This is a genomic window from Listeria costaricensis, assembly GCF_900183385.1.
Taxonomy (GTDB): Bacteria; Bacillota; Bacilli; order Lactobacillales; family Listeriaceae; genus Listeria; species Listeria costaricensis.
Genome location: NZ_FXUT01000005.1, coordinates 52109 through 73620 on the forward strand (window position 1 = coordinate 52109; position 21512 = coordinate 73620).

The 21512-nt window shown below is 39.6% G+C and carries 21 protein-coding genes, 1 tRNA gene and 1 pseudogene; 6 read left to right on the forward strand and 17 right to left on the reverse strand.

What is annotated here, in order from left to right:
- Positions 1-36: 36 nt before the first annotated feature.
- A complete protein-coding gene (locus tag CS921_RS04505) occupies positions 37-549 on the reverse strand; it encodes a hypothetical protein (protein ID WP_099221869.1) in 513 nt (170 codons plus the stop codon).
- 381 nt (positions 550-930) lie between these two features.
- On the opposite strand from CS921_RS04505, the gene CS921_RS04510 reads away from it, so the two are divergent.
- Positions 931-1197: a hypothetical protein gene (locus CS921_RS04510; RefSeq protein WP_099221870.1), complete on the forward strand. Its 267-nt coding sequence runs from the start codon at positions 931-933 to the stop codon at positions 1195-1197.
- A gap of 202 nt (positions 1198-1399) precedes the next feature.
- Here the strand turns inward: CS921_RS04510 and CS921_RS04515 are convergent, their stop codons facing one another.
- The 8 genes from CS921_RS04515 to CS921_RS04555 all read right to left on the reverse strand — a co-directional run bounded on the left by CS921_RS04515 (position 1400) and on the right by CS921_RS04555 (position 9517).
- On the reverse strand, positions 1400-4948 hold the full coding sequence (locus CS921_RS04515; protein ID WP_162921692.1) for a SpaA isopeptide-forming pilin-related protein: 3549 nt from the start codon (positions 4946-4948) through the stop codon (positions 1400-1402).
- A gap of 612 nt (positions 4949-5560) precedes the next feature.
- A complete protein-coding gene (locus CS921_RS04520; RefSeq protein WP_099221872.1) occupies positions 5561-6676 on the reverse strand; it encodes a hypothetical protein in 1116 nt (371 codons plus the stop codon).
- A 497-nt stretch (positions 6677-7173) separates the two neighbouring features.
- Positions 7174-7434, reverse strand: a complete 261-nt coding sequence (locus CS921_RS04530; RefSeq protein WP_099221874.1) for a hypothetical protein — start codon at positions 7432-7434, stop codon at positions 7174-7176.
- 20 nt (positions 7435-7454) lie between these two features.
- Entirely contained in the window at positions 7455-7859 is a 405-nt protein-coding gene (locus tag CS921_RS04535) for a hypothetical protein (protein WP_099221875.1), read from the reverse strand.
- A 22-nt stretch (positions 7860-7881) separates the two neighbouring features.
- Positions 7882-8085 (reverse strand): hypothetical protein, encoded by a 204-nt coding sequence (locus CS921_RS04540; protein ID WP_099221876.1) that lies wholly within the window; start codon positions 8083-8085, stop codon positions 7882-7884.
- A gap of 135 nt (positions 8086-8220) precedes the next feature.
- The gene (locus CS921_RS04545) at positions 8221-8442 is read right to left on the reverse strand and encodes a hypothetical protein (protein ID WP_099221877.1); all 222 of its coding nucleotides are present in this window, start codon (positions 8440-8442) and stop codon (positions 8221-8223) included.
- A 298-nt stretch (positions 8443-8740) separates the two neighbouring features.
- On the reverse strand, positions 8741-9193 hold the full coding sequence (locus CS921_RS04550) for a hypothetical protein (RefSeq protein WP_099221878.1): 453 nt from the start codon (positions 9191-9193) through the stop codon (positions 8741-8743).
- A gap of 9 nt (positions 9194-9202) precedes the next feature.
- Complete coding sequence (locus CS921_RS04555) at positions 9203-9517, reverse strand: DUF771 domain-containing protein (RefSeq protein WP_099221879.1); 315 nt, start codon at positions 9515-9517, stop codon at positions 9203-9205.
- 255 nt (positions 9518-9772) lie between these two features.
- On the opposite strand from CS921_RS04555, the gene CS921_RS04560 reads away from it, so the two are divergent.
- The 3 genes from CS921_RS04560 to CS921_RS04565 all read left to right on the forward strand — a co-directional run bounded on the left by CS921_RS04560 (position 9773) and on the right by CS921_RS04565 (position 11626).
- A complete protein-coding gene (locus CS921_RS04560) occupies positions 9773-10120 on the forward strand; it encodes a helix-turn-helix domain-containing protein (RefSeq protein WP_240422300.1) in 348 nt (115 codons plus the stop codon).
- Positions 10121-10270: 150 nt separating this feature from the next.
- Positions 10271-10444 (forward strand): hypothetical protein, encoded by a 174-nt coding sequence (locus CS921_RS15520; RefSeq protein WP_162921693.1) that lies wholly within the window; start codon positions 10271-10273, stop codon positions 10442-10444.
- A 78-nt stretch (positions 10445-10522) separates the two neighbouring features.
- Complete coding sequence (locus tag CS921_RS04565) at positions 10523-11626, forward strand: site-specific integrase (protein WP_099221880.1); 1104 nt, start codon at positions 10523-10525, stop codon at positions 11624-11626.
- A 135-nt stretch (positions 11627-11761) separates the two neighbouring features.
- On the opposite strand, the gene CS921_RS04570 is transcribed toward CS921_RS04565, so the two are convergent.
- The 8 genes and pseudogenes from CS921_RS04570 to CS921_RS04605 all read right to left on the reverse strand — a co-directional run bounded on the left by CS921_RS04570 (position 11762) and on the right by CS921_RS04605 (position 19952).
- A tRNA-Arg gene (locus CS921_RS04570) sits at positions 11762-11833 on the reverse strand.
- A gap of 124 nt (positions 11834-11957) precedes the next feature.
- On the reverse strand, positions 11958-13040 hold the full coding sequence (locus CS921_RS04575; protein ID WP_099221881.1) for a DUF871 domain-containing protein: 1083 nt from the start codon (positions 13038-13040) through the stop codon (positions 11958-11960).
- A 24-nt stretch (positions 13041-13064) separates the two neighbouring features.
- Positions 13065-13367 (reverse strand): PTS sugar transporter subunit IIA, encoded by a 303-nt coding sequence (locus tag CS921_RS04580; protein WP_099221882.1) that lies wholly within the window; start codon positions 13365-13367, stop codon positions 13065-13067.
- Positions 13368-13403: 36 nt separating this feature from the next.
- On the reverse strand, positions 13404-13712 hold the full coding sequence (locus CS921_RS04585; RefSeq protein WP_099221883.1) for a PTS sugar transporter subunit IIB: 309 nt from the start codon (positions 13710-13712) through the stop codon (positions 13404-13406).
- Between the two features lie 146 nt (positions 13713-13858).
- Positions 13859-16543, reverse strand: a complete 2685-nt coding sequence (locus CS921_RS04590) for a sigma-54-dependent transcriptional regulator (RefSeq protein WP_099221884.1) — start codon at positions 16541-16543, stop codon at positions 13859-13861.
- A gap of 113 nt (positions 16544-16656) precedes the next feature.
- Positions 16657-17835, reverse strand: coding sequence for a DEAD/DEAH box helicase (locus CS921_RS04595; protein ID WP_099221885.1), 1179 nt, complete (start codon positions 17833-17835; stop codon positions 16657-16659).
- Positions 17836-17961: 126 nt separating this feature from the next.
- The gene (locus tag CS921_RS04600) at positions 17962-18954 is read right to left on the reverse strand and encodes a Gfo/Idh/MocA family protein (RefSeq protein ID WP_099221886.1); all 993 of its coding nucleotides are present in this window, start codon (positions 18952-18954) and stop codon (positions 17962-17964) included.
- 14 nt (positions 18955-18968) lie between these two features.
- A pseudogene (locus tag CS921_RS04605) lies at positions 18969-19952 on the reverse strand (LacI family DNA-binding transcriptional regulator).
- A 169-nt stretch (positions 19953-20121) separates the two neighbouring features.
- On the opposite strand from CS921_RS04605, the gene CS921_RS04610 reads away from it, so the two are divergent.
- Positions 20122-20454: an ArsR/SmtB family transcription factor gene (locus tag CS921_RS04610; RefSeq protein ID WP_099221887.1), complete on the forward strand. Its 333-nt coding sequence runs from the start codon at positions 20122-20124 to the stop codon at positions 20452-20454.
- Complete coding sequence (gshAB, locus tag CS921_RS04615) at positions 20451-21512, forward strand: bifunctional glutamate--cysteine ligase GshA/glutathione synthetase GshB (RefSeq protein WP_099221888.1); 1062 nt, start codon at positions 20451-20453, stop codon at positions 21510-21512. The genes CS921_RS04610 and gshAB overlap by 4 nt, the downstream gene beginning before the upstream one ends.

Below are 21512 nucleotides of genomic sequence, written 5' to 3' on the forward strand. Positions count from 1 at the left end.
TAATTCCGGTGTCGTCTTTCTATCAGTATTTTTTATTCAAAATATTCGATAAAACATTGCATCATGAGGAATTAGTTTAGGCTCAACGATATCCACAGCAAAGCTTAACAACGTGTGATTTCTTCTCGCCCACCGAAATTTATCATCCCGTGACAATAAGCTTGACTTTCTCACAAGTCCGTCAAAATATTTATAAAGTACAGCATCATTTTTTATCAAAGTGTCATTGGTGATTGCGTCTAGCGCCTCTAAAGTTTGGATTATTTCGTAAAGCATATTTCGTTCTTCGTCTTTATCGCAGTGAGTCGCATGCCTAACTTCGTTTAATAAAATCAATTCCGATAGACAAAGATGACGCATAATATTCACTATTTTTTTCATGTCTTTTTTTGAATACGAGGTTGAAATTTCAATCCATCCAGTTGAATTTTGAATATTTTTCGGTTTGATTTTTACTTTTTTTCGGCAGCCAATGACTTTCAAAAAATCCGTTAAAATCATTCCTAAAATAACACCTCCAGCAATTCCCAACCAATAATCTAGAGACATTTTTTCCCCTCCTTTTTTCTCCATACAAAAAAGCATAGTCAGAAAAAATTCAAACTATGCTTTCGGATTTATTTAGTTAATGAGAAAAATATTATCAAAATCACATCAATTTTTAATAAAACAGGTGTAAAGTTGCATGTGATACCTCGTACACAATGTTATTTAGTCTAATACTGTCAATTAATGGATTTCTATAGGTCTTTTACACTCTTCATATTGAACAAGAGCGTTCCAACACCCAGATTATTAAACATCAATGTATAACCAAGACGTCCTAAGACTTATTTAGGGCGTCTTTTTTAATCTTAATTATTTGGGTTTATAGGTATATCCCCTTATTCAAGAAAAAACCTAACTATATAATCGAATGGAGGTGTCTTTATGGATAACATTATGACTTCATTTGAAGCATTTCCAAAAATAATGATTACAGTTCTTATCCTAGGCGGCATTGGTTTCCTTTGCGCGCGTTACGGATTCAGATCATTATTTGCTTATGGAGGAAGTGTTGCTTCGATTGGTTTTTCAACAATCGGTAGTCTTGCCCTTTTAGGTGCACTTATAGTCATAATTGCAAACGGAGCAATCATCCTAACTTGTTTGGTTGTTTTAGCAGCAATCTATCTCATCATTAAATATTGGGACTAGAGAATTTTTGATTAAAGAGGCAGTGATGGCCGTCACTGTCTTTTTAATTTGCTATCAAAGTCTACTCGTTCTCCGTAAAGACACCTCAATTTATCACTCGACTATTATAATCATAATTATCACACAATGTCAATGCGTTATATTAATATGACGCAAACAAATACCTTTTTAAAGCTAATTGATAGTCTCCTTTCTTGTTCTATTACTTATTCTTTTTCTTGCGAGATGGTTGTTTGAAGAGATACATGCCTGCTGCACCTACTAGCACGCCAGCGATTAGATACATCCAACCCGGTGCACTATCATCACCTGTTTTTGGTAGTGGTTTTGCCTCATTTTTCAGCACACATTTTGTGATCTGCTGATCCTTGACAACCACTGTAATTTTTTCATCAGACTTGATGTAGCCTGCAGGCGCTTTTGTTTCAGTTAGTTCATAGGTACCATCTTTTAGAGCAAAGCGAGTCGGTTCTTTCTTAGACGTGAACGTAAAGTCAGTGTCTTCGCCTTTAATGTTGATTTCGGCACCTTCCAGTTCTTCACTTGTTGCCGCGTCAGTCTTCGTGAAGTCTACGGTACCTTTTTTCAGGTCGTTTTTCACGATAAGGTCATGTTGATCATTGACTACCTGACCTTTTTCATCACGAATAATGACTTTTGTTGGCGTAACATCGACTTCATAGGTAGTTTCATTCAACCGATAATCATTGTTACCAAGAGCTGTTTCTTTCAAGGTGTATTTGCCACAAGGGATTGCTTCAAAGTGCGCCTTACCGAAAGCATCTGTCACTTCTTTCATAGCTACATTTCCAGTCGCATCATATAATGTGAACTCATATCCTTGTGCCGCTTTGCCGGACTCGTAGTTAGAGTCAAAACCATCAGCGTCTTGTTTGTCAAGAATTTCGACTTGTTTTTCTACATCGAAATCTTGTTTAATTAGGTCGTTTCGGACAGTGAATTCATCATGACCAACCACTTGATTGTTGACATCTGTAATGAGAACATCTTGCTTTGTGATTGTGACCGTGAAGACTTGTTCGTTTAATTTATACACATCATCACTCACGATTGTTTCAAAGACTTTGTAAGTTCCGACTGGCAAGTCTGCACTTGTGACCTGACCTGTTTTATCCACTTTCATGGTGTCCACAAGTTCGTCTTTTTCATTCAATACTTCAAAGGTTGTACCTTCGGCTAATTGACCTCGTTCATAACGATAATTGAATGCGCCTTTTTGAACATCAAAGACTTCCATTTCTTTGTTTAACGTGAAATGATTTTTATACAGATCATTCTCAACGATCGCTGTACCATCTTTAGAGATGACTTTGCCTTGATCGTCTAAAATGGTCACACCGGATTTCCGAATTTTGACCGTGTAAATCATTGGATCAACCACTAAGCGATCATCATCAGCTGACATGGTTTCTTGGAAGGTGTAGTCACCAACTGGAAGTTGTGGACTTGTGACTTGACCTGTTTCATCAATCGTCATTGTGTCAATGACTTGTCCATCTGCATTTTTCAGCTCAAACGTTGTACCCGTTGTACGGACACCTGTTTGATCATTATATGCGTAAGAGCCTTCTTGTGCAGTAGCCACCTCATTGAATTTCATAATCGTGAAATCATCTGTATACAGATCGTTTTCGATTGGTTTTAGGTCAGCGCTTTGTTTGTCTAACGTCATGCCATCAGCATATACATAGATCGTTTGTTTGTTGGTATTGTCGTCTGCAGCGTAGGTCAATGGAATTTTATCTGTATTCTTCACATGCTGATCGGTTGTTTCGAGTTCTTGCGCATAGAAAGTCATGTTATTCGGTACTTTGACTGTACTAGAGGCAATACCATCTTTGCCTGTTTCAGAAATTGCAATTAGACTGTCTTTTGGTACAACTACTTTGTTATCAACTTTATAATCTTCTGCTGTGTAGATACCAAACGTGATGCCAGAAGTTGGCTGATAGCTTGAGTTATAAGTGCCATCTGCGTTCCAGCTGTCAACTTGTTCAGCTACTTTGACAATGTTGGTATTCAGTTCTTGCCATGTGTTCTTGGCTTTCGCATTAGCAGAGGTTACTTCTACATCTTGTCCAGCGTAAGTTAATTCTACATGGATTTTTTTAGTTGGCAGAATGTAACCTGCAGGTGCTTTGGTTTCGATCAAATCATAACCACCGAGGTAAAGTTCATCACTTGAAGCTTTGCCTTTGCTGTCTGTTACGATATGATCCACTGTATCGCCTTTGTGTGCACGGGTTGTGCCGTCCGGGGTTACAATGTCTTCACTAGCGATAACATCAAATTCTGCGCCTTCAAGAGCTTCTTGTGAAAAACCAAATTTGTAGAGATCGCCATATTCAGAATCGGATTTTGTGGCTGTTGTAGCAACTTCACCCGTTTTAGTGAGATTGATTTTGCCTTTTTGGGCTTTGTCTGCAAACTCAACCTTGACTACGCCATCGTCATTAATTGTGCCGTTTGAGACTGTAAATTCTACAGGGTCTTTAGACAATACGTACCCATCCGGTGCTGTTAATTCTTCAATTTGATAATGACCAGCTTTTAGATCAACTGGTACATAAACTTGTCCAGCATCATCTGTTTTGAATTCCGTGTTTCCTTCAATGCTTACATATTTATCCGTTGACAGGTCTTTGACTTTGAAGGTTGTGTTGGCTGCTGGAATGGTTTTTCCAGTCTCCTTATCGACCTTCACAATTTTTAGAATTCCAGTCAAATTGTCGTCGAAAAGGTTATAATGATATATCTTTCCTTGCTCATTGACAAAGACTTCAAAATCAGGAACTGGTAACACGCCTTCCGGTGTTTTGGATTCGTGGATCGTGTAATGACCGTAAACAACATCATTGAACTTTAGCGCGCCATTCTTATCCGTTGTTCCTGTTTGAACCACCTTTCCGTCTTTATCGATCAATTGAAATTCTGCACCTGCAAGTCCAGCAAGTTCACCACTGCCACCACTTGGAGACCAGTATTTTTGGATTTCAATGTTTCCCTTGATAACATCGTCTGATACATTCTGTGTCAACACAAGTTTGTTATCACTGTTCATTTTAAGTTCAGATGTATAGACTTTACTGTTAAGGTTGTAGCCCTGCGGTGCTTTGATTTCTTGCGTTTTGATCGGGCCAATTAATAATGAAGCATCTGGTGTTGAGCCTTTACCGTTTTTGTCCAATGTCACGATTTCAGAGTGATTACTGCTGTCAGTGACTTTGTACTGTGCTCCTGCGAACGTTGACTCACCCTGATTTTTGCTACCTGTTTCAGAGTCAGTTTTAACAATGTTCACTTTGCCTTTTTGGGCTGTGAATTTAGCTGTTAGATCCTGTACCGAAATAGGGTCTTTTGCTGTACCTGCTTTCATCAAACTTTGAACAGACGAAGAATTATTAGGAGTAAATTTTAACGCTGTTACTTCATGAATATCTGTTGGCACATTAATCTTCACAATCTTATCATAAGACGCATCTGCTACCAATTTAAAATCTTCATTAGCGCTTAGAGTAACATTACCACTATGTTTTTTCCCGTCTCTTGTTACAGCTGCTACTCCCGATGGTAGAGACAAAGTAAAATGCGCATTCGTTGAATCTGTATCTGTTATATACCATGGTGTCTCTTGTTGACCTGTGCTTGAATTCCAGCTAGCATTTTGATTTTTATTTTCGATAGAGAATTTACCCGTTGGCATATCTAATTTATAAGCATGATCCAACAATTCTTTAACTCCCGGATCATTTGCCATTGCTGGGGAATCAAAATTACCTAGATAAAAGTTTAAAGCAACGTATGTGTCAACGTAATTTTTTTCACTAGTACCATTGTAAGGATATCCTGCCTTTAATATATTCCTAACACCAGGATCATTGTATACCGATTGTGCATAAGTGATATTTACTGGATACGTTTTTGATGGTTCAATACAGAAAGCTGGTTCCCCATCAACTTCGATATACGCCGTACTCGTCTTATATCCACCGTACCAAGCACTCATCTCACCCGACGAGGTTCCACTTGATTTTAAATTAGGTTTATACGAACTCGTAATAGTCAAACCGTCATCAGTTTTACCGACATCATACATCCTTTTTTCTGCACCTAGTGCTAAAACAGAAGCCGAAGGAAGGAAAGCTTGGAGTATAACAAAAAAAGCCGTGCATATTGCTAACAACGGCTTAAATTTCTTTTTATACATATTTTTTATAGTCTCCTCTTCAAATTAATATTAATATCAAAATTATTTGTAGGCGAGCGAATTTTCATTTATAATTACCTCCTGAAGTCAATAAAAAAGAAGCAGTGTTTTTTAACTGCTTCTCTCCATTTGTTATTACCAGCCATCATAGATGTTTGTTCCGCCATCAGAATTTGGTTCTTCATAATGACTATTATTTGACGAATCATTGGAACTAGGTGAACCTCCACTAGACGAATTCGATCCTGATGAAGAACTAGAACCTGATGAACCGCTATTTGAGTTTGACGATCCATTCGATGACTTATTTGATGATGACGAACTAGAACCGCTAGAGTTTGAACCGCTAGAGTAATTATTTGAACTTGACGAGCCGCCACTTGATGAAGAGTTTGAACTCGACGATGAGCCAGAATCACTAGAATAGTAATTTGAACCACTGCTATTGCTAGTAGATGAACTGCTGTTATTATTGGATGCAGATGAATTGTCGCTGGAAGGTTGAGCTTCCTGTGTAGCTTGTTCTTGCGCCACCGCAGTTTCGCTTGCAGTGATTTTTTCGTCGATTGGCGCTAGTTTATCTGATAACTCATTTTTTGCTTTTTTTTGTTTAATAGCATCCACTGCTGTTTTTGCATCATTGTAAGTGTCGCGATCAGAGCTATCAATTTCTTTATCGGCACATAATGCATTCACTTTATCAGTAGCTGTTTTAATTTGCGCTTCTTGTTTTTTTGCTTCATCAATAGTCTTGCGTTGTTCTGTGACAAATGCTGATTTTTCTTTCTCTAAATCCGCTGCTTCTTTTTCTATAGAAGCTATATCTGCATCCACAACCAGAGCACCCTCGCCATCTAGAAGTGCCTTAGCACCATCTCGAAGTAATACCATGTCATTCGCATCTGTTAGATCGTTTGTAAGTTGCATGAACATTTCTGCCGTTTCTTTGTCCATCTCTTGTCCATTAAATTCATTGTTTATTTTATCAGACAATGATTTCACTGTTTCAGCTGTCGTATCATCTTTAATGAATTCTTTCTTAGAATCTGTATAGAAAGCATCTGCTTTCTTTTGATAACCATTAATATCTTTTTGCATCTTTTCTACCGCAAGCTGTTCCCGTTCTTCCGCTTGTACTGTTTGATAGTGGGCAACTGAATATCCACCCCCTACTGCTAAAAGCGTCGCCGCCACCGCAGAAGTAATGATAATTTTTGTTTTTTTTGTTAGATTGTTCTTTTTATGTTTCATATTGCATCTCCTTTTGTTTTTATATGTATTTTTTCCTATTTTATGTCTTTTTTAACCAAAAATCCATTGATTTAATAGTTATATTATACCATAAACCAACTATTTTTGATATACTTATTTAGAATTTTATCCTTTTTGTTTGATTTACGAAAAAAATTTACTGAGTATTAATTCGCCTTTATACAAAAAGAATTGCGCAGCAAGAAAAAGCCAAATTATCCCGAAAAAACTCATGAAAAATCGCGCGGCTTTCCATAATGGGGTTTCTTCTTCTATATAAACCAAACAGCAAAAAGCCGCAAGTACGTAAATAAATGTATAAATTGAAAAAATATATGTTATCACAATCACTACTCCTTTTTTTTGCCGTGAAAGCAGAGATAGAAGGAAAAGGGGGTGAAACCTTCTAGCTCTACCCGTATATTAAAGGGAGGTTGATAATAGAGGTATTTCTACCTCCGCTTTCGCGGCAAAATTTCTAAAGTTATATTTAAAATTTATACCGATTGATATTCGGTTCTATAAAGTAACTTAATCTCGCAATTACCCCATGCCTCAAAATTTAGAAAAGGATAAACACCATGCTGTTCTGCACGCATCATTAATGATATGTCTGTAAATGCTATCACTGGTTTTTCTTCTCTTTTAATATCTACAACTATCCCTTGATAATAACCGGCAGGCATTCCGCAAAAATCATCGAACACATAAACCCCCACAATATCGCCATGTTTTAATTCTTCAATATCGTTAAACATCTTTGTCCACTCCTTTCAAATTAGATTTTCTGCAAAAGGTTCTCTGCCATGTTATAGAGCGCTTTTGTGCTTAAATAAGGTTCTTCCCCATCGGCAATGACAACTTTTTTTACACAGTCTTTTACTTGATCGTCTACTAACACATACCTGAAAAATTCCATTTTGAGAATGAGTTTCTCATCCTTTTCTTGATAGTCATATACACTCCAAAAATATTTTTTCCGTTTGTACAGGTAGGCACAAGATTGATTGCGGATCAGCATTATAATCCAATCTTGATTTTTAGCGTGCGGAAAAATTAATACATCATTTTCTCTTTCATCGTCAAATTGGATGATCATTGCATCTTTAATTGGTGAATATGGTAATTGTGCAATTCCCATACTCAATTCTTCTTTGATAAACTTTTCTACTGTTTTGTGCATTGGTATCACTCCTTTTACATTTTTAACTTTTCAATTCTTGCTCATTACTACTTACCAAGTCGTTATATTTCGATTCCAATTCACCCAGTTTTTGTAATTTTTTAGCTAAAGATTTACACGCCGATCCATCATTAACAGTTTCTCTGTGATACATCCAATCTTTCATTTCCATTTCAACATCAAACACCAAGCAGTTTATTTTTCGTAATAATTCATCGTGGTTCATTTTATATTTCCTCCTTATTTTTAGATATTCGTGTATAATTTAATTTGATTACCTCTAGATAAAAGAGGACTAAAACGTCAGGACGTTGCAAGCCAACAATCATAAAGTAAGAGAATACCTCTAAACGGCAACGGACTAAAGCGCCCAATTGACAAACTCTTTGATCACTTCATTTCGCTCATGTACATTTAATGAACACAACCAAATTTGATCAATTTTGTTGTAGAATTCTTGAGAGTCCGCGATAAAGTCGTAGAAGCTTCTTATCGTTAAGCCAATGTCCGCTTGACGATTTTTGGCGTGCCTTTCTTTTAAATGTTCTAAAATTTGTTTTTGAGCCGGATTTAACACGAACATTCTTTTTGAACCCTCCTTTCAAAGTTTGGAAAATAAAATAAGCAATCATGCAGATTAGCACAAATGCTGTAAAAAGAGTAGCTATGGACATTCCATTCACTTCCTCTGTTTTATTATGTATAAGACTTGAAAAAGTCTTCAATTACCGTCTGAACCGCATGAGTTTCCACTTAATAGAATTAAGCTTCGTGACACCTAACCAGTCGACCGCTGCATCTTGATAAAGGAGCAATCAGTGAACTTTCCATTTGACCGGATCAACTGCTGATTGAAGTGCTCTCCAAATTATTCGCTTGTTTTATAAAGCTTTTAAGAATCGGCTAAATTCAATTCGTGGTATCTTGAATTTTTTCCTGATTTGTTCATCTGACAATCTATGCTTTAAATCTCGATACTTACTAGCTGTAAGTTTTCGAGTTCTGCCTTCAAAATAGTCATTAAAGAATTTATATTCTCCAAAGGTTATTTTCAGATGTTTCATGATGCTTTTCTGTTTCATATTTTTGTATTTCAGATCCGCAAAGACATCATATGTACTTTTTTCCGTATATCCTATGTGCTTGAAATCTAACAACGCAACTTTCATAAACGAAATCCCTGCTTTTTTACAACTACAGATGACTTTACTTTTCGCTGAATTGATTGCAGTTGCTAGGTTCTTTCCGATCGTTTCAATCGTTAAAGTTTTTGCTTCTACTTCGATGGGTGTGTATTTAATGTAAACACTCACTTCCCATGTATCAATCCTCATGTTATCTCCTCACTTCATAATTTCCGGAAAAAATTTATCCAAAAAATCACACATCTGTTTAGCTTGAAAAAGCCATTTACTACCTTTACCAGTCGGATACTTTACAAAACCGCCATGCTTAACATCCAATATTTTTTTAAACCTAGGTTGATAGAAGATATTTTCGACTAGCCAATCTTTGCTAGTATTAGTATGTTCAACTAATTTTTTCATATCCCACCATCTGCCGTTCAATCGTTCATCAAGCAGATTTTCATATTCATCTTTTTTTACCAGTACATATTCCGGTGGTATTAAAACATTAACTTCAAGATGTTGAATCAATATATGCACCTCTCATTATAAGATATGCTAATTTACAAAGCTGAAATTGACACAAATTAAACTATATGCTAATATAAAGGTATGGCTGAACTTCATAAAAACATTACGTCGGGGGACGTTTTCTTTATGTTTGTTTGTATATTTCAGCTAAATAAATTAGCTTATGTACCAAGTATAATAAACTATATGCTATTTGTCAACAAAAATATTAGCATATATACTATTTTATTTGTACATTCTGAGGATGAGAATAAAATGGCAATAGATATGGTAAGCAGAATAAAAAAATTATGCACAGAATCCCACATAACAATTGCAGAACTCGAAAGAAAAACAAATCTATCAAATGGGACAATACGGAGATGGAACGAAAAAACACCCGGTATCGACAAAGTTCAAAAAGTAGCTGATTTTTTCAATGTATCCGTAGACTATCTTTTAGGAAGAACTGATTTAAAACAACACGGGTCGGAAGAGTACGAAAAAATCATAGAAGGCTATCCAGAAATCTTTACGTTTGTAAAAGAAAATACTAGTGACGAAAAAGCCATGAATTTGTTAAAAGAGTTCATCAAATTCCAAGAAAAAATGAAAGGTAAGTAAGTATTATGATGAATCACTATATATAAAACACTTTTTCTCCTTATTTGTGTACATTTAGACAATTTTTGTTCTGTTATCAGCAAAAAGACATATTACAATGTTATAATGGATACGCGACGTCGCACACTTAATAGCGAAGGAGCAAGAATATTGGGAGATAAACATAAAGAAAAGACACCTAAAATTGAAGTCCAAATTTGGGAGAATGAAACAAGCATACATTTAATGAATAACTGTTACTGGATATTTATTAGGAATTCAAAAGATGGATTGGTTGATGAATGCAAAACAGCTTTTGAAATGTTAATTCAACACCTTCAATAAGACTTCAATAGCATAGAAAGGCGCCTTCTATGCTACATATTTTAATTTACCTACAACATTTAGGAGGCGTTTAGATATATGGCTAGTATCACTAAACGGGGGAAAAAATGGCAATACCGCATCACTTACTATGATTTTGAAGGTAAAAAGAAACAGACTAGTAAATGCGGATTTTCTTCACGGAAAGAAGCTAAAATAGCTGCTGACGAAGTAGAATTACGCTTGCATAAATACAAAGGTATTGATTTTTCAGCTGAAAAAATGCTGTTTGTTGATTACTTTAACGAATTCTTTGAAACTTTTAAAAAAGGAAAACGAACCGAAGCAAACGACAAACACTACCATCTAGCAATAAAGTTCTGCAAGAAATATTTCACCAATCTCACAGTACAAGAATTAACACGTGAAAAATATCAGACCGCTATTAATGAATTTGGTAAAACTCATGCAAAAACAACGGTTCAAAAAAGACATACTTACATCAAATCTTGTATCAAACATGCTATTAATGAAGGAATCATTTTTAAAGACCCTACCTATATGATAGAAATAACTGGTGCAAAAGCAGCGAAGCAAGAGACACAGAAATATATCAATGAAACAGACTTTAAACGAATTTTGCAATATATTAATTCATTAGAAGAGAAATCTATTTCACATTATTTTATTTTGCTTTTAGCCACAACAGGGCTTAGATATTCTGAATGTGCAGGTCTGACATGGGATTGCGTAAAAAAAGATTCAATAATAATAAACAAAACATGGGATAGTCAATACACAAACAATTTTAGTAACACAAAAAACTACTCTTCTAACAGAATCATAACAATTGATAGGCAAACACGTACTAATCTAATGTCATTAAAATTATTGCAAAATAATACTACTAAGCATAACCTGGTCTTTTGCACAGATGGAGACACTCCCATTAGCAATAACGCCGTAAATAAGTCATTGAAGAGTGCCTGTAAACATTTAGGAATTCAGCCAATCACTTGTCACGGATTACGACATACACACGGTTCTATACTTCTTTATCATGGTTTAAACATAAAATACATTTCTAGACGACTAGGACACACTGATATTGTCACTACTCTTCAAATTTACTCACACGTTTTAGATGAGTTAGAACAGATGGAAAGTCGAAAAGTAGATTCCATAATGGAATCCTTACTTTAATACGTGCAACCAAATGTGCAACTAATTTTAATAAATATACAATTTCTTTCTTTTTCTATCTACAAAAAAAGAGTGATAAATGTTGATACAACAACGTTTATCACTCTTTTTACTTTTTCTTTCTTTTTCTCAAAACGTCCCCTGCAGGAATCGAACCTGCACTTAATCCTTAGGAGGGATTCGTAATATCCATTTTACTAAGGGGACACGCTGAAAAAACATCAGCGAGACTATTTTACCATAGAAAAAAGGTCTGTGACAATGAAATCTTTTCCACATGCAAAAAAAGTTTGAAGCGCGCGGCTCGCACCACTTGCTTCAAACTTTTTGTTTATTTTTCGATTAGGCGGAAATGCTGCCACGGGCGAATTTGTTCAAGTAGGTACCGTTCTTCCGGGATAATCCGTGCCACGATATTCGTGTTGCCGGAATTTTCCATGGTTTGAAGGGCCACTTGCATTTCACCTTTATAGCGTTCATAACCGTTATTATCAACCGTTACATCGCCCAGTTCGATTTGTGCTGTGTCATGTGCAGGGAAATCAAACTGTTTGAAATGAACACGTGTCATCGTCGAGCGAATCACATAGGCAGAAACGTCTCCGCGATTGAAGTGTTTTTGCGTCAAAACAAGTTCTTTTTCCACATCTGTTGCGCCCGGTAAAAATTCCACACGCAATGTGAGTTCATTACGATTTAGCTCACCCAGTGCTTTTAGTTCTTCTTCCGAGGCAAACATGTTCCCAACAATCACGTCATCAATCAAACCGGTGTTCCAAAGGTCTTTTGCTTGGACAACGATATCTTGACCGCGATGCTCTTCTAGCGTTGGCAATCCGCCGTCTACAACAAACCACGGGCCATATTCGCCACTATTTGAAGAAACGAAAGCTGCTGTACGCAGATTCATATCCTTGAATTGCTTGCTCGTTTTCAGGAAATGTTCGCGGGATAATGCGGTATAACGACGCGGATAGAAGTTATGGCAACCGATAATATTCGAGACGTTGGCTTGATAAGAAAGGATATTATCGACATATTTTGTCCCGTTACTAATATTTAGCTCAATCATCAAATCATTATCATCAAAACTCATCGCCGCTTCCTCTGAGCCGGAAAAGCCCAAATCGAGCCGAAGTCCAGAGAGGCCGATCTCTTTAAACCGATCCAACTCCTGATACGTGATATTGAGTGATTCAAAAACGGTCGGGTCGACATCGGCAATCACTTCAAAGCCTAACTCATTCGCACGCTGACAAATTTTTTCCAGCTTGGCGAATTCTTCTTTGTCGTTTGCAGAAATCAGACAAGTAAAAATCCGGCTAAAGCCATACTTGGCGGCCGTTTCAATATAATTCATTGATTCTTCAAGCGATACATGTTGCGGAAAAACAGAAATCCCTAATTTTCTCATCAAAAATCATCCTTTCAAGGCGACTTATTTACTCCGATAAAGGTCAACAATCTCTTTCGCTAAGTCTTTAAATGTGATGGCATTCATCAAGTGATCCTGCGCATGCACTAAAAGAAGCGATACTTCTGTTTTTTCACCACGTGCTTCGCCTTGAATAAGGGCTGTTTGCGAATGATGTGCTTCTAGTAAAGCGTCTTCTGCTAGTTTGATTTGTTCGTCTGCTTTTTCGAAATCACCTTTTTTGGCTGCCTCGATGGCTAACATTGCATCGCTTTTAGCGTTCCCACCAAATACGATCAAGCTCATAATTGTTTGTTCTAAATCCATTTTTTGACACGTCCTTTTCCAGAATTAACCGTAAGATTAGTCTCTCATCATGAATAGTGCCTGATTCAGCACTTTTTCACCATCCATCGTACCATAATCGATTCCATCAATAATGGCGACAGGAATTTCGAGAGATTCCATCTTCCGTTTTAAATTTTTAGCTAAATAACGAACTTGTGGCGCTAATAAAACGACTTTTACACCCTTTATATTTTTATCTACGTCAGCCTCGGCCACTGCAAGTACCGTAATCTCCAAATCTTTCGCGGCAATGGCTTCTTCCATTTTTTTTACGAGCAAGCTTGTAGACATACCGGCTGAACAAATGAGCATAATTTTCTTCATTTTCTTCCTCCAAGTTGTATTTCGCTTTACGCGATATATTATAAGCAAGAATCATGCCAAAAGCAAGGTCTGCTTCATGCGATTCCAGCGTCTTCCTTGTTACACATGTAAAAAAATAAGTGTGTAATCCCTACACACTTATTTTTTTATGATTCTGCTTCTTCGCCAACTTTATTATTCAGCATCATCTGCGTCAAATAGGCGATTTCTGACTGCGGAATCGTAATGTCATATTCTTCTTCGACATTCTCCATCATTTGCTGCGTGACTTGCATTTCGACAATATGCATTTTGGCAAACTCGCTGAGATCCGGGAATTCCCGGTCGACTGCGCCTAGTTTCACGCGTTCAATCAAGAAGGCCAGATGGAGAATCATCCCGATATCGACGCCGGGTTCCAAAATAATATTCAACTGCAGCTGCAATTCAGAAATGACTTTCCGCAAGAAATAAACCAGCTCTTCTGCAGAGCCGACCGCTTTCAAATTTCCTTCAAGAGAAGCAATGAGTTTTTCATAGGGAACCTCATCATTGATAATTCGTTTGACGATGTCTAGACCACCTTCTGAAAATACTTCGATCGCACTGAAAAATGGAATGTCGCGATATTCAAACTCTACTGAGCCCATGATCGCCAAAATATTGTATTCCTCCATCAGTTGATCAATCCGCTCACGAAATGCTTCCTTATGCAGAAATTGCAAGACGACAATCTCAACTTTACTGCTGTCAATCACGGGAGCCACACGAGCGCGCAGTTTTTCGGCCACGCCTTCCCCTGTAAAGCAGGTGAAAATGACGGCATTTTTGATGGGTTTCGCCCGAAGAACATGGGCTTTATATTTGTTTTCAAAGAGCTGCTGACAACTTTGATAGATGTCCTCGAGACCGCGTCCTAGTGAGGCTTTGCGGATTGCTTCGAGCACAACAGGCGTACTGGCCATCGTGACGGTTTTGGTACGAATGCCCATCTCTTCGGTCAACATATTGCCAAAAGATGTCAGGGAACCCATGTCGGATAAAATCAACACCCCTTTTTGCGGATTCAGGGTGGCGACTTTTTGCTTCACTTTTTCATACATCGTTTTAACTTCCATCGTAAGTGGCATGTCCATCGCGATTCCACTGTCAATGCTGAGCAGCTCCTGCACCGTTTCGACCATACTGGTGGCCGTGGAGCGTCCGTGCATCATCACAATGACTTCTACCTGAGACTCATTGTCATACATGGATTCGCCGACTTCTTCGGTCAAAAACATCGTTAAAAAGCCAATTTCATCAAAAGGTATTTCGATCGCAAGCGACTGCTCAATCATGGAAGAGATATCAATGGCTGCTTGAAATTCTTTCGGATATTTTTTACGGACATTATTGAGATCTGGATGGATGATATGCTTCTGCTCACGGATCCGCTCGATCGTGCTTTGCAGATGCAGCGAGAAGGCAAAGCGCATCTTGTCATTGTAATTTCTGCCCAAGCGTTTTTCAGCCATGGTATACACTTTTTCCGTGATATCCCAGATGGCCGGGTCGATGATTTCTTTGGCCGTCTGCTGGGTTGGAAGCTGTACCATATAGTCATGGAAATACTGATCGACGTCAATATAGAGCTCTTCTTCCAGTTCAGACTGATCCTTGCCTTCTTTTAACAATTGTTCTGCTTTCTTTTGGATCGCCTGATAGACGTCATCCACTTCGGTCAACTGAATGTCCGCTTCTTCGGCAACCTCGGCAAATTTAAAGATCGTTTTGTTCACATCAATCAACCGGTTCAATTTTTCCGGTTCGTCTTTCATATGCAAAAGACCTTTTTGGACGTGAATCGGCAAATCGTCCTGTTCGATCAGAATAAAATTCGCGGTTTTCGTTTTATAATGCAGAAAAGCCTTCGCACAGGCAAGCTTAAGATCGCGCTGCAGCTGCCCGACATTGGCACTGGCATGATAAAGTAAAAAAGCAATTAGTGCTTTGCGGTGCACTCGAATCGTCTGCTGAAGTCTGGTGGCTTCCTGACGCAGGAAAAAATCGACCAGCTGGTAGCGTTCTTCCAGATTGCGTTCTGAAAGCGGCGGCAGTGTGATCGTCATGGGAATCCGGCGCGTGAATGTTTCCAGTAAAAAGTTGTCAGGTGACTCTGTTGTCGCACCAATAATCTGTACTTGGGCGCGATGAACGGCTGAACTTTCACCGAGTGGCCGATACTCCCCTCTGTCAATGAATGTAAATAGCATTTCCTGCCCTTCCGGTGGCAAGCGATGAATTTCATCTAGGAAAAGAATACCGCCATCTGCTTTGGCCAGTAAGCCTTCACGCGTTTCTTCTGCTCCGGTATAGGCTCCCTTGATGACCCCGAAAATATGGCCGAAGAGGAGCTGCGGATTTTGCGCATAGTCTGCACAGTTGAATGACACGAATGGTGCCGTCCGTGGAATCATTTCTGACTCGCGGGCAAATTGATACATGCATTCGGCAAACATGGATTTCCCTGTACCGGTCTTTCCTAAAATAAGTGTGTGCAAACCATTGGGCGGATATAGAATGGCTGCTTTCGCCTGTTGGATGCTGACTTTTAAGCTTTGATCCGAACCGATCAAGCGGTCAAATGCAGACTCCTGTTCAAACGGCTCCACTTCCGCCTGGGCAGTTTGCAGCGCCTGATACAAAACTGGTTTCCCTGAGAGTTTTTCAATTCGGTGCTCTTTAAAAAGATCATTTAGATAACGGCTGGCATTGGCCCGGTCCATTTGCAGGGCATCCCCGACCTCGCTTGCAGAGATCTTTTTGCCAAATTCATTTAAATAGCGTAATACTTCTTCTTTTCTACTTGGCATACACTCGACTCCTTTAACCCCTTGTCCTCTTTATTATAACCATTTCACGTAAAAAGGCGCAATACAACCGCTTCTTCCTGGCTGATAAAAGTGGACAAGAAAAAGGCGGGCGATTATTTCTCCCGCTTTTTGCGTTTACCACCTGACCTGTGCGACTGATGCGGTTTCTTAGATACTGGCTTTTTTTCTGCCGTTTCTGCTGTCAGTGCACCTTGATAAAAACGAACCTTTTCACCTGTCAGATGCTGTTCTTTTAAATACTGTTTCAAAATTCGGATCTCACGGGCATTCACAAAACTGATCACTGTCCCGCTTTTTTCCATCCGTCCGGTTCGACCTGAGCGGTGGATGTATTCTTTTTCATTACTCGCTAAATCATAGTGGATGACATATGGAAGATCTGGAATGTCCAAGCCGCGTGCTGCAATATCCGTCACGATCAGATAGGTCAATGTCCCGTCTTTAAAGGCTTGCAGTACTTTTTGACGCATTTCTTTTGGAATCTCGCGGTGAATGCCTGCCGCTTTGACCCCATCGTAGGCCAATTTTTCGAGCAAAATATCCATGCGCGCTTTATCACGGACAAACACAAGACCACGCATACCGGCCACATGACTGATGCGGCGTAGCAAGATCGGCTTTTCACGATTTTCCACTTCCATAAACTGATGCTTGACTTGCGCGCGCGCTTCCGGTTTGGCTTTTTCTTCAAACAAGAGTGGCTTCTCGCTCAGCTGTGCGAAAAATCGGTCGGCGGTTTCAAGATGTGTAGCAGAAACCAGCACGAGCTGTCGGTCTCGTTTGGCACTTTGGACGATCGACAGGGTGGTGTCAAAATGGTCTTTTGACAGGAGTTCGTCGCATTCATCCAGTGTGATCGTGTGAACCTCATGCATTTTGATTTTCTTCTGCTGAATCAGTTCTTTTGCCCGCCCTGGTGAGGCGACAATGATTTGCGGTTTCTTTTTGAGTTTTTCGATCTGCCGCTTGATGTTGGCACCACCGATTAGCGGTGTCACAGTTATTTCCTTATCCGTCAGCCAACTGCGGACGACATCGGCAATCTGCATCACAAGTTCATGACTGGGGGCTAAAATCAACCATTGCAGTTCTTTTTTTGAAGTGACTTTTTCTAAAATCGGTAGTGTATAGGCAACTGTCTTGCCGGTGCCGGTTGGGGCGATGGCTAAGACATTCTGCTGTTCTAAAATGGGCTGGTAAATGGCTGTTTGAATCGCCGTCGGATTACCGTAGCCATGACTTTCCCATAACGCTTTCCATTTTTCGTTCATAATCGGACTCCTTTTCTGCTTCTCTACTCACTATAGCAAAAGAATGCACTTCTTGCTACTTGAAATCATCTTCTGATCGCGGACATAAATCAGCAGAGAACAATTGATTTGCTCTCTGCCAGTCTTTTATTTCTTTTCTGCATCAAACCAAATATCATTCTGATGCCGAAGTTCATTTGAAACCCGTAATACTTTCAGACTTAAATCTGCCAAATATTCATAGCTGTCTCGATCCTTTTGAGTGATGATTCTTGCAAACTCCTCCGCCTCATATTGCATGTCATTGTCAATTACCGGCCAGGCTAGTTCCTCCGATGCCGAACCGTCGTGCGCCAAGAAGCGGATCGTTTTGATGGAGGTTAGCGGATCAATCCACAGCGTCCCCTTCTCCCCGTATATCTCGCTTGGCAATTTGGAGGTGCTATTTTTGCCCTGATTGATCGTAACGTGGAAATCAGGGTAGGAAAGAATGATCGGACCGCCCCCATCAACACCTGTCACGATTTTTCTGGCAAAGTAGTGCGCACTCTCTGGCTCCCCAAACAAAGCAACCGCTGTGTAGAGCGGGTAAACGCCCAGGTCCACAAGTGAACCGCCTGAAAATCGCAGAGAGAAAATATTGGGCTCCTCTCCAGCCAAAACGGCATCATAACGGGAGGAATATTTCATATAGGTCAGTGTGGCACCGTGCAGCTTGCCAATTCGCGGCAGATTTTCCTGCAGGCGTTTGAAATTCGGTTCTTGCAAATGTCGAGCGGCTTCAAAGAGAAAGACACCCTGATCCCGCGCGACGGTATGGGCATGCTCCAATTCTGCAGTTGTTGAAAAAATTGGTTTCTCGACGATCACATGCTTGCCGGCTTCCAGAAGTTGAATGGCATGTTCGTAATGAAGCGCATTCGGCGAGGCGATATACACGGCATCCACCTGGTCGCTTGCTGCAAGTTCTGCAATATCCGCAAATAGAACAAGATCGCGATGATACTTTTCAGCAAATTTGGCGGCCTTTTCGCGCGTTCGTGAATAGACGGCTGTAAGTGTCCATTTGCCCGAATTCTCGGCCCCCTCAATAAATGAATCGGTAATCCAATTGGTTCCCATAATGCCAAGCTTTAACATGTTACTGCCTCCTTTTAGCGGCTCATGATCGGCGGATTGACTGAGCCACCTTTAATAATGGATGTGTAAATAATTTCATTATCAGTTGGTTCATTATGTAATAATTTAACCAGTTTTTCAGCTGCAACACTGCCCCATTTATACTTGGAATAGTCGACTGTGGCCAGCCTTGGAATTAAATATTCGCCAATATCACGATTATCAAAACCAATAATCCGGACATCTCGCCCGATTTCAAGCCCTGCCTTGGTAAAATAACGGTACATGCCGATCGCCATATTATCATTCAGCGAGAAAATTGAAACTGGCGCCTTCCAGTCAGCCGCAATTTGAGCCGCCGCCTGTTCCCCAGACGATTCTTCAAAGTCACCTTCAATCACATGAATGCGGTCACCCTGCCGTTCGAAACGTTTAAGCTCCTGCAAGGCCGTCTCGAGTCGCACCTTCCCATCAAAAGAATTCGGCGGCCCCGTCAGCACATAAAAATCGCCGTTGAAGCCTTTCTTAAGATAATCCACTGCAAGCGTTGCCCCCGCCCGGTTATCGAGCAGTACCTGTCTAATATTAGGATGCGCAATTTCGCGGTCCAGTACCACCAATTTATGGCCGCGATCCGCATAATTTTTCATCGCTTCACTAGAGAAAGTTGCATCCAGCACGATGGCCCCGTCAATCATCCGCTATGGAAGAAAGCGTTGTGCTTTTTCCCCACTGCAGGCAATCAGTTCATAGTCCAGCGCGCGAAGAGTTTCCCTGAGTCCGTCCAAAAGCGGCCCATAGAATGCGCCGCCATAATTAGCCAAATAGGCACCAATAATTTTTGTTTCCCGTGTTTTTAAGGTTCTTGCTGCCATATTCGGAACATAATTCAGCTCACTTGCAATTTTCAAAATCCGTTCGCGTGTTTTCTCTGTTACCTTGGGACTTCCATTGAGCGCATAGGAAACCGTTGATATGGAAACGCCGGCCTGTTTTGCTATGTCTTTAATCCCTACCAAATAAATCGCTTCCTTTCGCCTTTTACCTCTATTATACAGGTTGAATAGCCTTGCCACAATAAAAATCATAAAAACGTTTATATCTCATTTGTTCGTACTTGCACATCTCTCAATATAACCTATTGATTATATAACCAAAAAGTTATAAAATGATTTTTGGAGGGATTTTATGAACACTTATAGCGAAATGGAACAGGTATGTAAATTATTAGCCGACCAGACTCGTTTAGAAATGCTGACCATTTTGGCGCATCAGGAGGTTTGCATCTGCGAGCTCGTCGATTATTTTGATATTTCTCAGCCTGCCATCAGCAAGCACATTAAAAAATTGCGAGATCATGGCCTTTTGATCGAAAAAAAGCAAGCACAATGGAAGTATTACAAGCTTAATCAGGAATATCCCTATTTTCATTTAATCGAACAGGTTATCGCGCTTTGTCCGCCTTCATCAGCCAAAGGAAGCGCTTGTTCCGCTCTAGAGAAAAGAGGTCGTCATCAATGAATCATTCAACTGCTCAGTTAAATACGAGAAAAGAACCGTTTGCTTCACTGCCGGATTATGGAGAAATGGAGCTGTCCACCCAAATACTTATTCAGTCTGCTTTCAAATTCGGATTGGCAGTAGAGGTGCTTGATAGAAGTGAAAATTTTATCAGAATTACAAATCCGCAGAATCAACAGGTGGAATATGTGAAAGAAGCGACAAAAACAAGTCTAGATAAATATAGCCAGGTTCTCATCATGGAGAACAAGGAAGTCACCAAATTAGTTCTTAGTGAGCAGCAGATCCACGTTCCGAGTAGCTTTACCATTCACCAAAAAGCAGAAGGACTCAAGCTTTTCCATGAACATAAACTCCCCTCTCAATTAGTTGTGAAACCCAATTCGACTAATTTTGGAAAAGGGATTACAGTCTTTTCAACGGGTTACTTGGAAAATGAATTCTCCCAGGCTCTTGACAAGGCGTTTCAGGAAGATCAGACCATTTTGCTTGAAACCTTTCAGCCGGGTAAGGAATATCGAATTTTAGTTCTAGGAGATGAAGTGGTCGCTGTTTTAAATCGTGTACCTGCCAATGTTATCGGAGACGGCGTTCACACGATAGAAGAGTTAGTCCGCATCAAAAATCAAAACCCTTTACGTGGACAAAACTATACGCGACCGCTTGAATTTTTAAAATTAGCTGCATCTGAGCGTGCTTTTCTCGCCGCACAGAATCTGACCGTACATTCTATTCCGGCTTGCGATCAGCAGGTTTTCTTAAGGGAAAATTCCAATATTAGTACGGGTGGTGACAGTATTGATTTCACCGATCAGCTGCACGCTTCTTACAAAAATATCGCGCTGGCAGCAGCACAGGCACTAGATGTCCGCATTTGCGGCGTGGATATTATTATTGAAAATATCGACACACCTGCCAAGCCGGACAATTATGCCATCATTGAAGTTAATTTCAACCCAGCCATACACATTCACTGCTATCCATTTGAGGGTGTCAATCGACAAGTTGGGGATAAAATCATTCAATTATTATTTTTCAACCATAAAAAGGAGTTTTAA

Excerpts from the sequence above, each read along its gene's own strand:
- CS921_RS04585 (WP_099221883.1), bottom strand. The coding sequence starts at position 13,712 with ATGAAGAAAATTATGCTCATTTGTTCAGCCGGTATGTCTACAAGCTTG.
- CS921_RS04600 (WP_099221886.1), bottom strand. The coding sequence starts at position 18,954 with ATGTTAAAGCTTGGCATTATGGGAACCAATTGGATTACCGATTCATTT.
- CS921_RS04520 (WP_099221872.1), bottom strand. The coding sequence starts at position 6,676 with ATGAAACATAAAAAGAACAATCTAACAAAAAAAACAAAAATTATCATT.
- CS921_RS04560 (WP_240422300.1), top strand. The coding sequence starts at position 9,773 with ATGGCAATAGATATGGTAAGCAGAATAAAAAAATTATGCACAGAATCC.
- CS921_RS04575 (WP_099221881.1), bottom strand. The coding sequence starts at position 13,040 with ATGAGAAAATTAGGGATTTCTGTTTTTCCGCAACATGTATCGCTTGAA.
- CS921_RS04530 (WP_099221874.1), bottom strand. The coding sequence starts at position 7,434 with ATGTTTAACGATATTGAAGAATTAAAACATGGCGATATTGTGGGGGTT.
- CS921_RS04505 (WP_099221869.1), bottom strand. The coding sequence starts at position 549 with ATGTCTCTAGATTATTGGTTGGGAATTGCTGGAGGTGTTATTTTAGGA.
- CS921_RS04595 (WP_099221885.1), bottom strand. The coding sequence starts at position 17,835 with ATGAACGAAAAATGGAAAGCGTTATGGGAAAGTCATGGCTACGGTAAT.
- CS921_RS04580 (WP_099221882.1), bottom strand. The coding sequence starts at position 13,367 with ATGGATTTAGAACAAACAATTATGAGCTTGATCGTATTTGGTGGGAAC.
- CS921_RS04535 (WP_099221875.1), bottom strand. The coding sequence starts at position 7,859 with ATGCACAAAACAGTAGAAAAGTTTATCAAAGAAGAATTGAGTATGGGA.
- CS921_RS04510 (WP_099221870.1), top strand. The coding sequence starts at position 931 with ATGGATAACATTATGACTTCATTTGAAGCATTTCCAAAAATAATGATT.
- gshAB (WP_099221888.1), top strand. The coding sequence starts at position 20,451 with ATGAATCATTCAACTGCTCAGTTAAATACGAGAAAAGAACCGTTTGCT.
- CS921_RS04550 (WP_099221878.1), bottom strand. The coding sequence starts at position 9,193 with ATGAGGATTGATACATGGGAAGTGAGTGTTTACATTAAATACACACCC.
- CS921_RS04545 (WP_099221877.1), bottom strand. The coding sequence starts at position 8,442 with ATGTTCGTGTTAAATCCGGCTCAAAAACAAATTTTAGAACATTTAAAA.
- CS921_RS04610 (WP_099221887.1), top strand. The coding sequence starts at position 20,122 with ATGAACACTTATAGCGAAATGGAACAGGTATGTAAATTATTAGCCGAC.
- CS921_RS04590 (WP_099221884.1), bottom strand. The coding sequence starts at position 16,543 with ATGCCAAGTAGAAAAGAAGAAGTATTACGCTATTTAAATGAATTTGGC.
- CS921_RS04540 (WP_099221876.1), bottom strand. The coding sequence starts at position 8,085 with ATGAACCACGATGAATTATTACGAAAAATAAACTGCTTGGTGTTTGAT.
- CS921_RS04565 (WP_099221880.1), top strand. The coding sequence starts at position 10,523 with ATGGCTAGTATCACTAAACGGGGGAAAAAATGGCAATACCGCATCACT.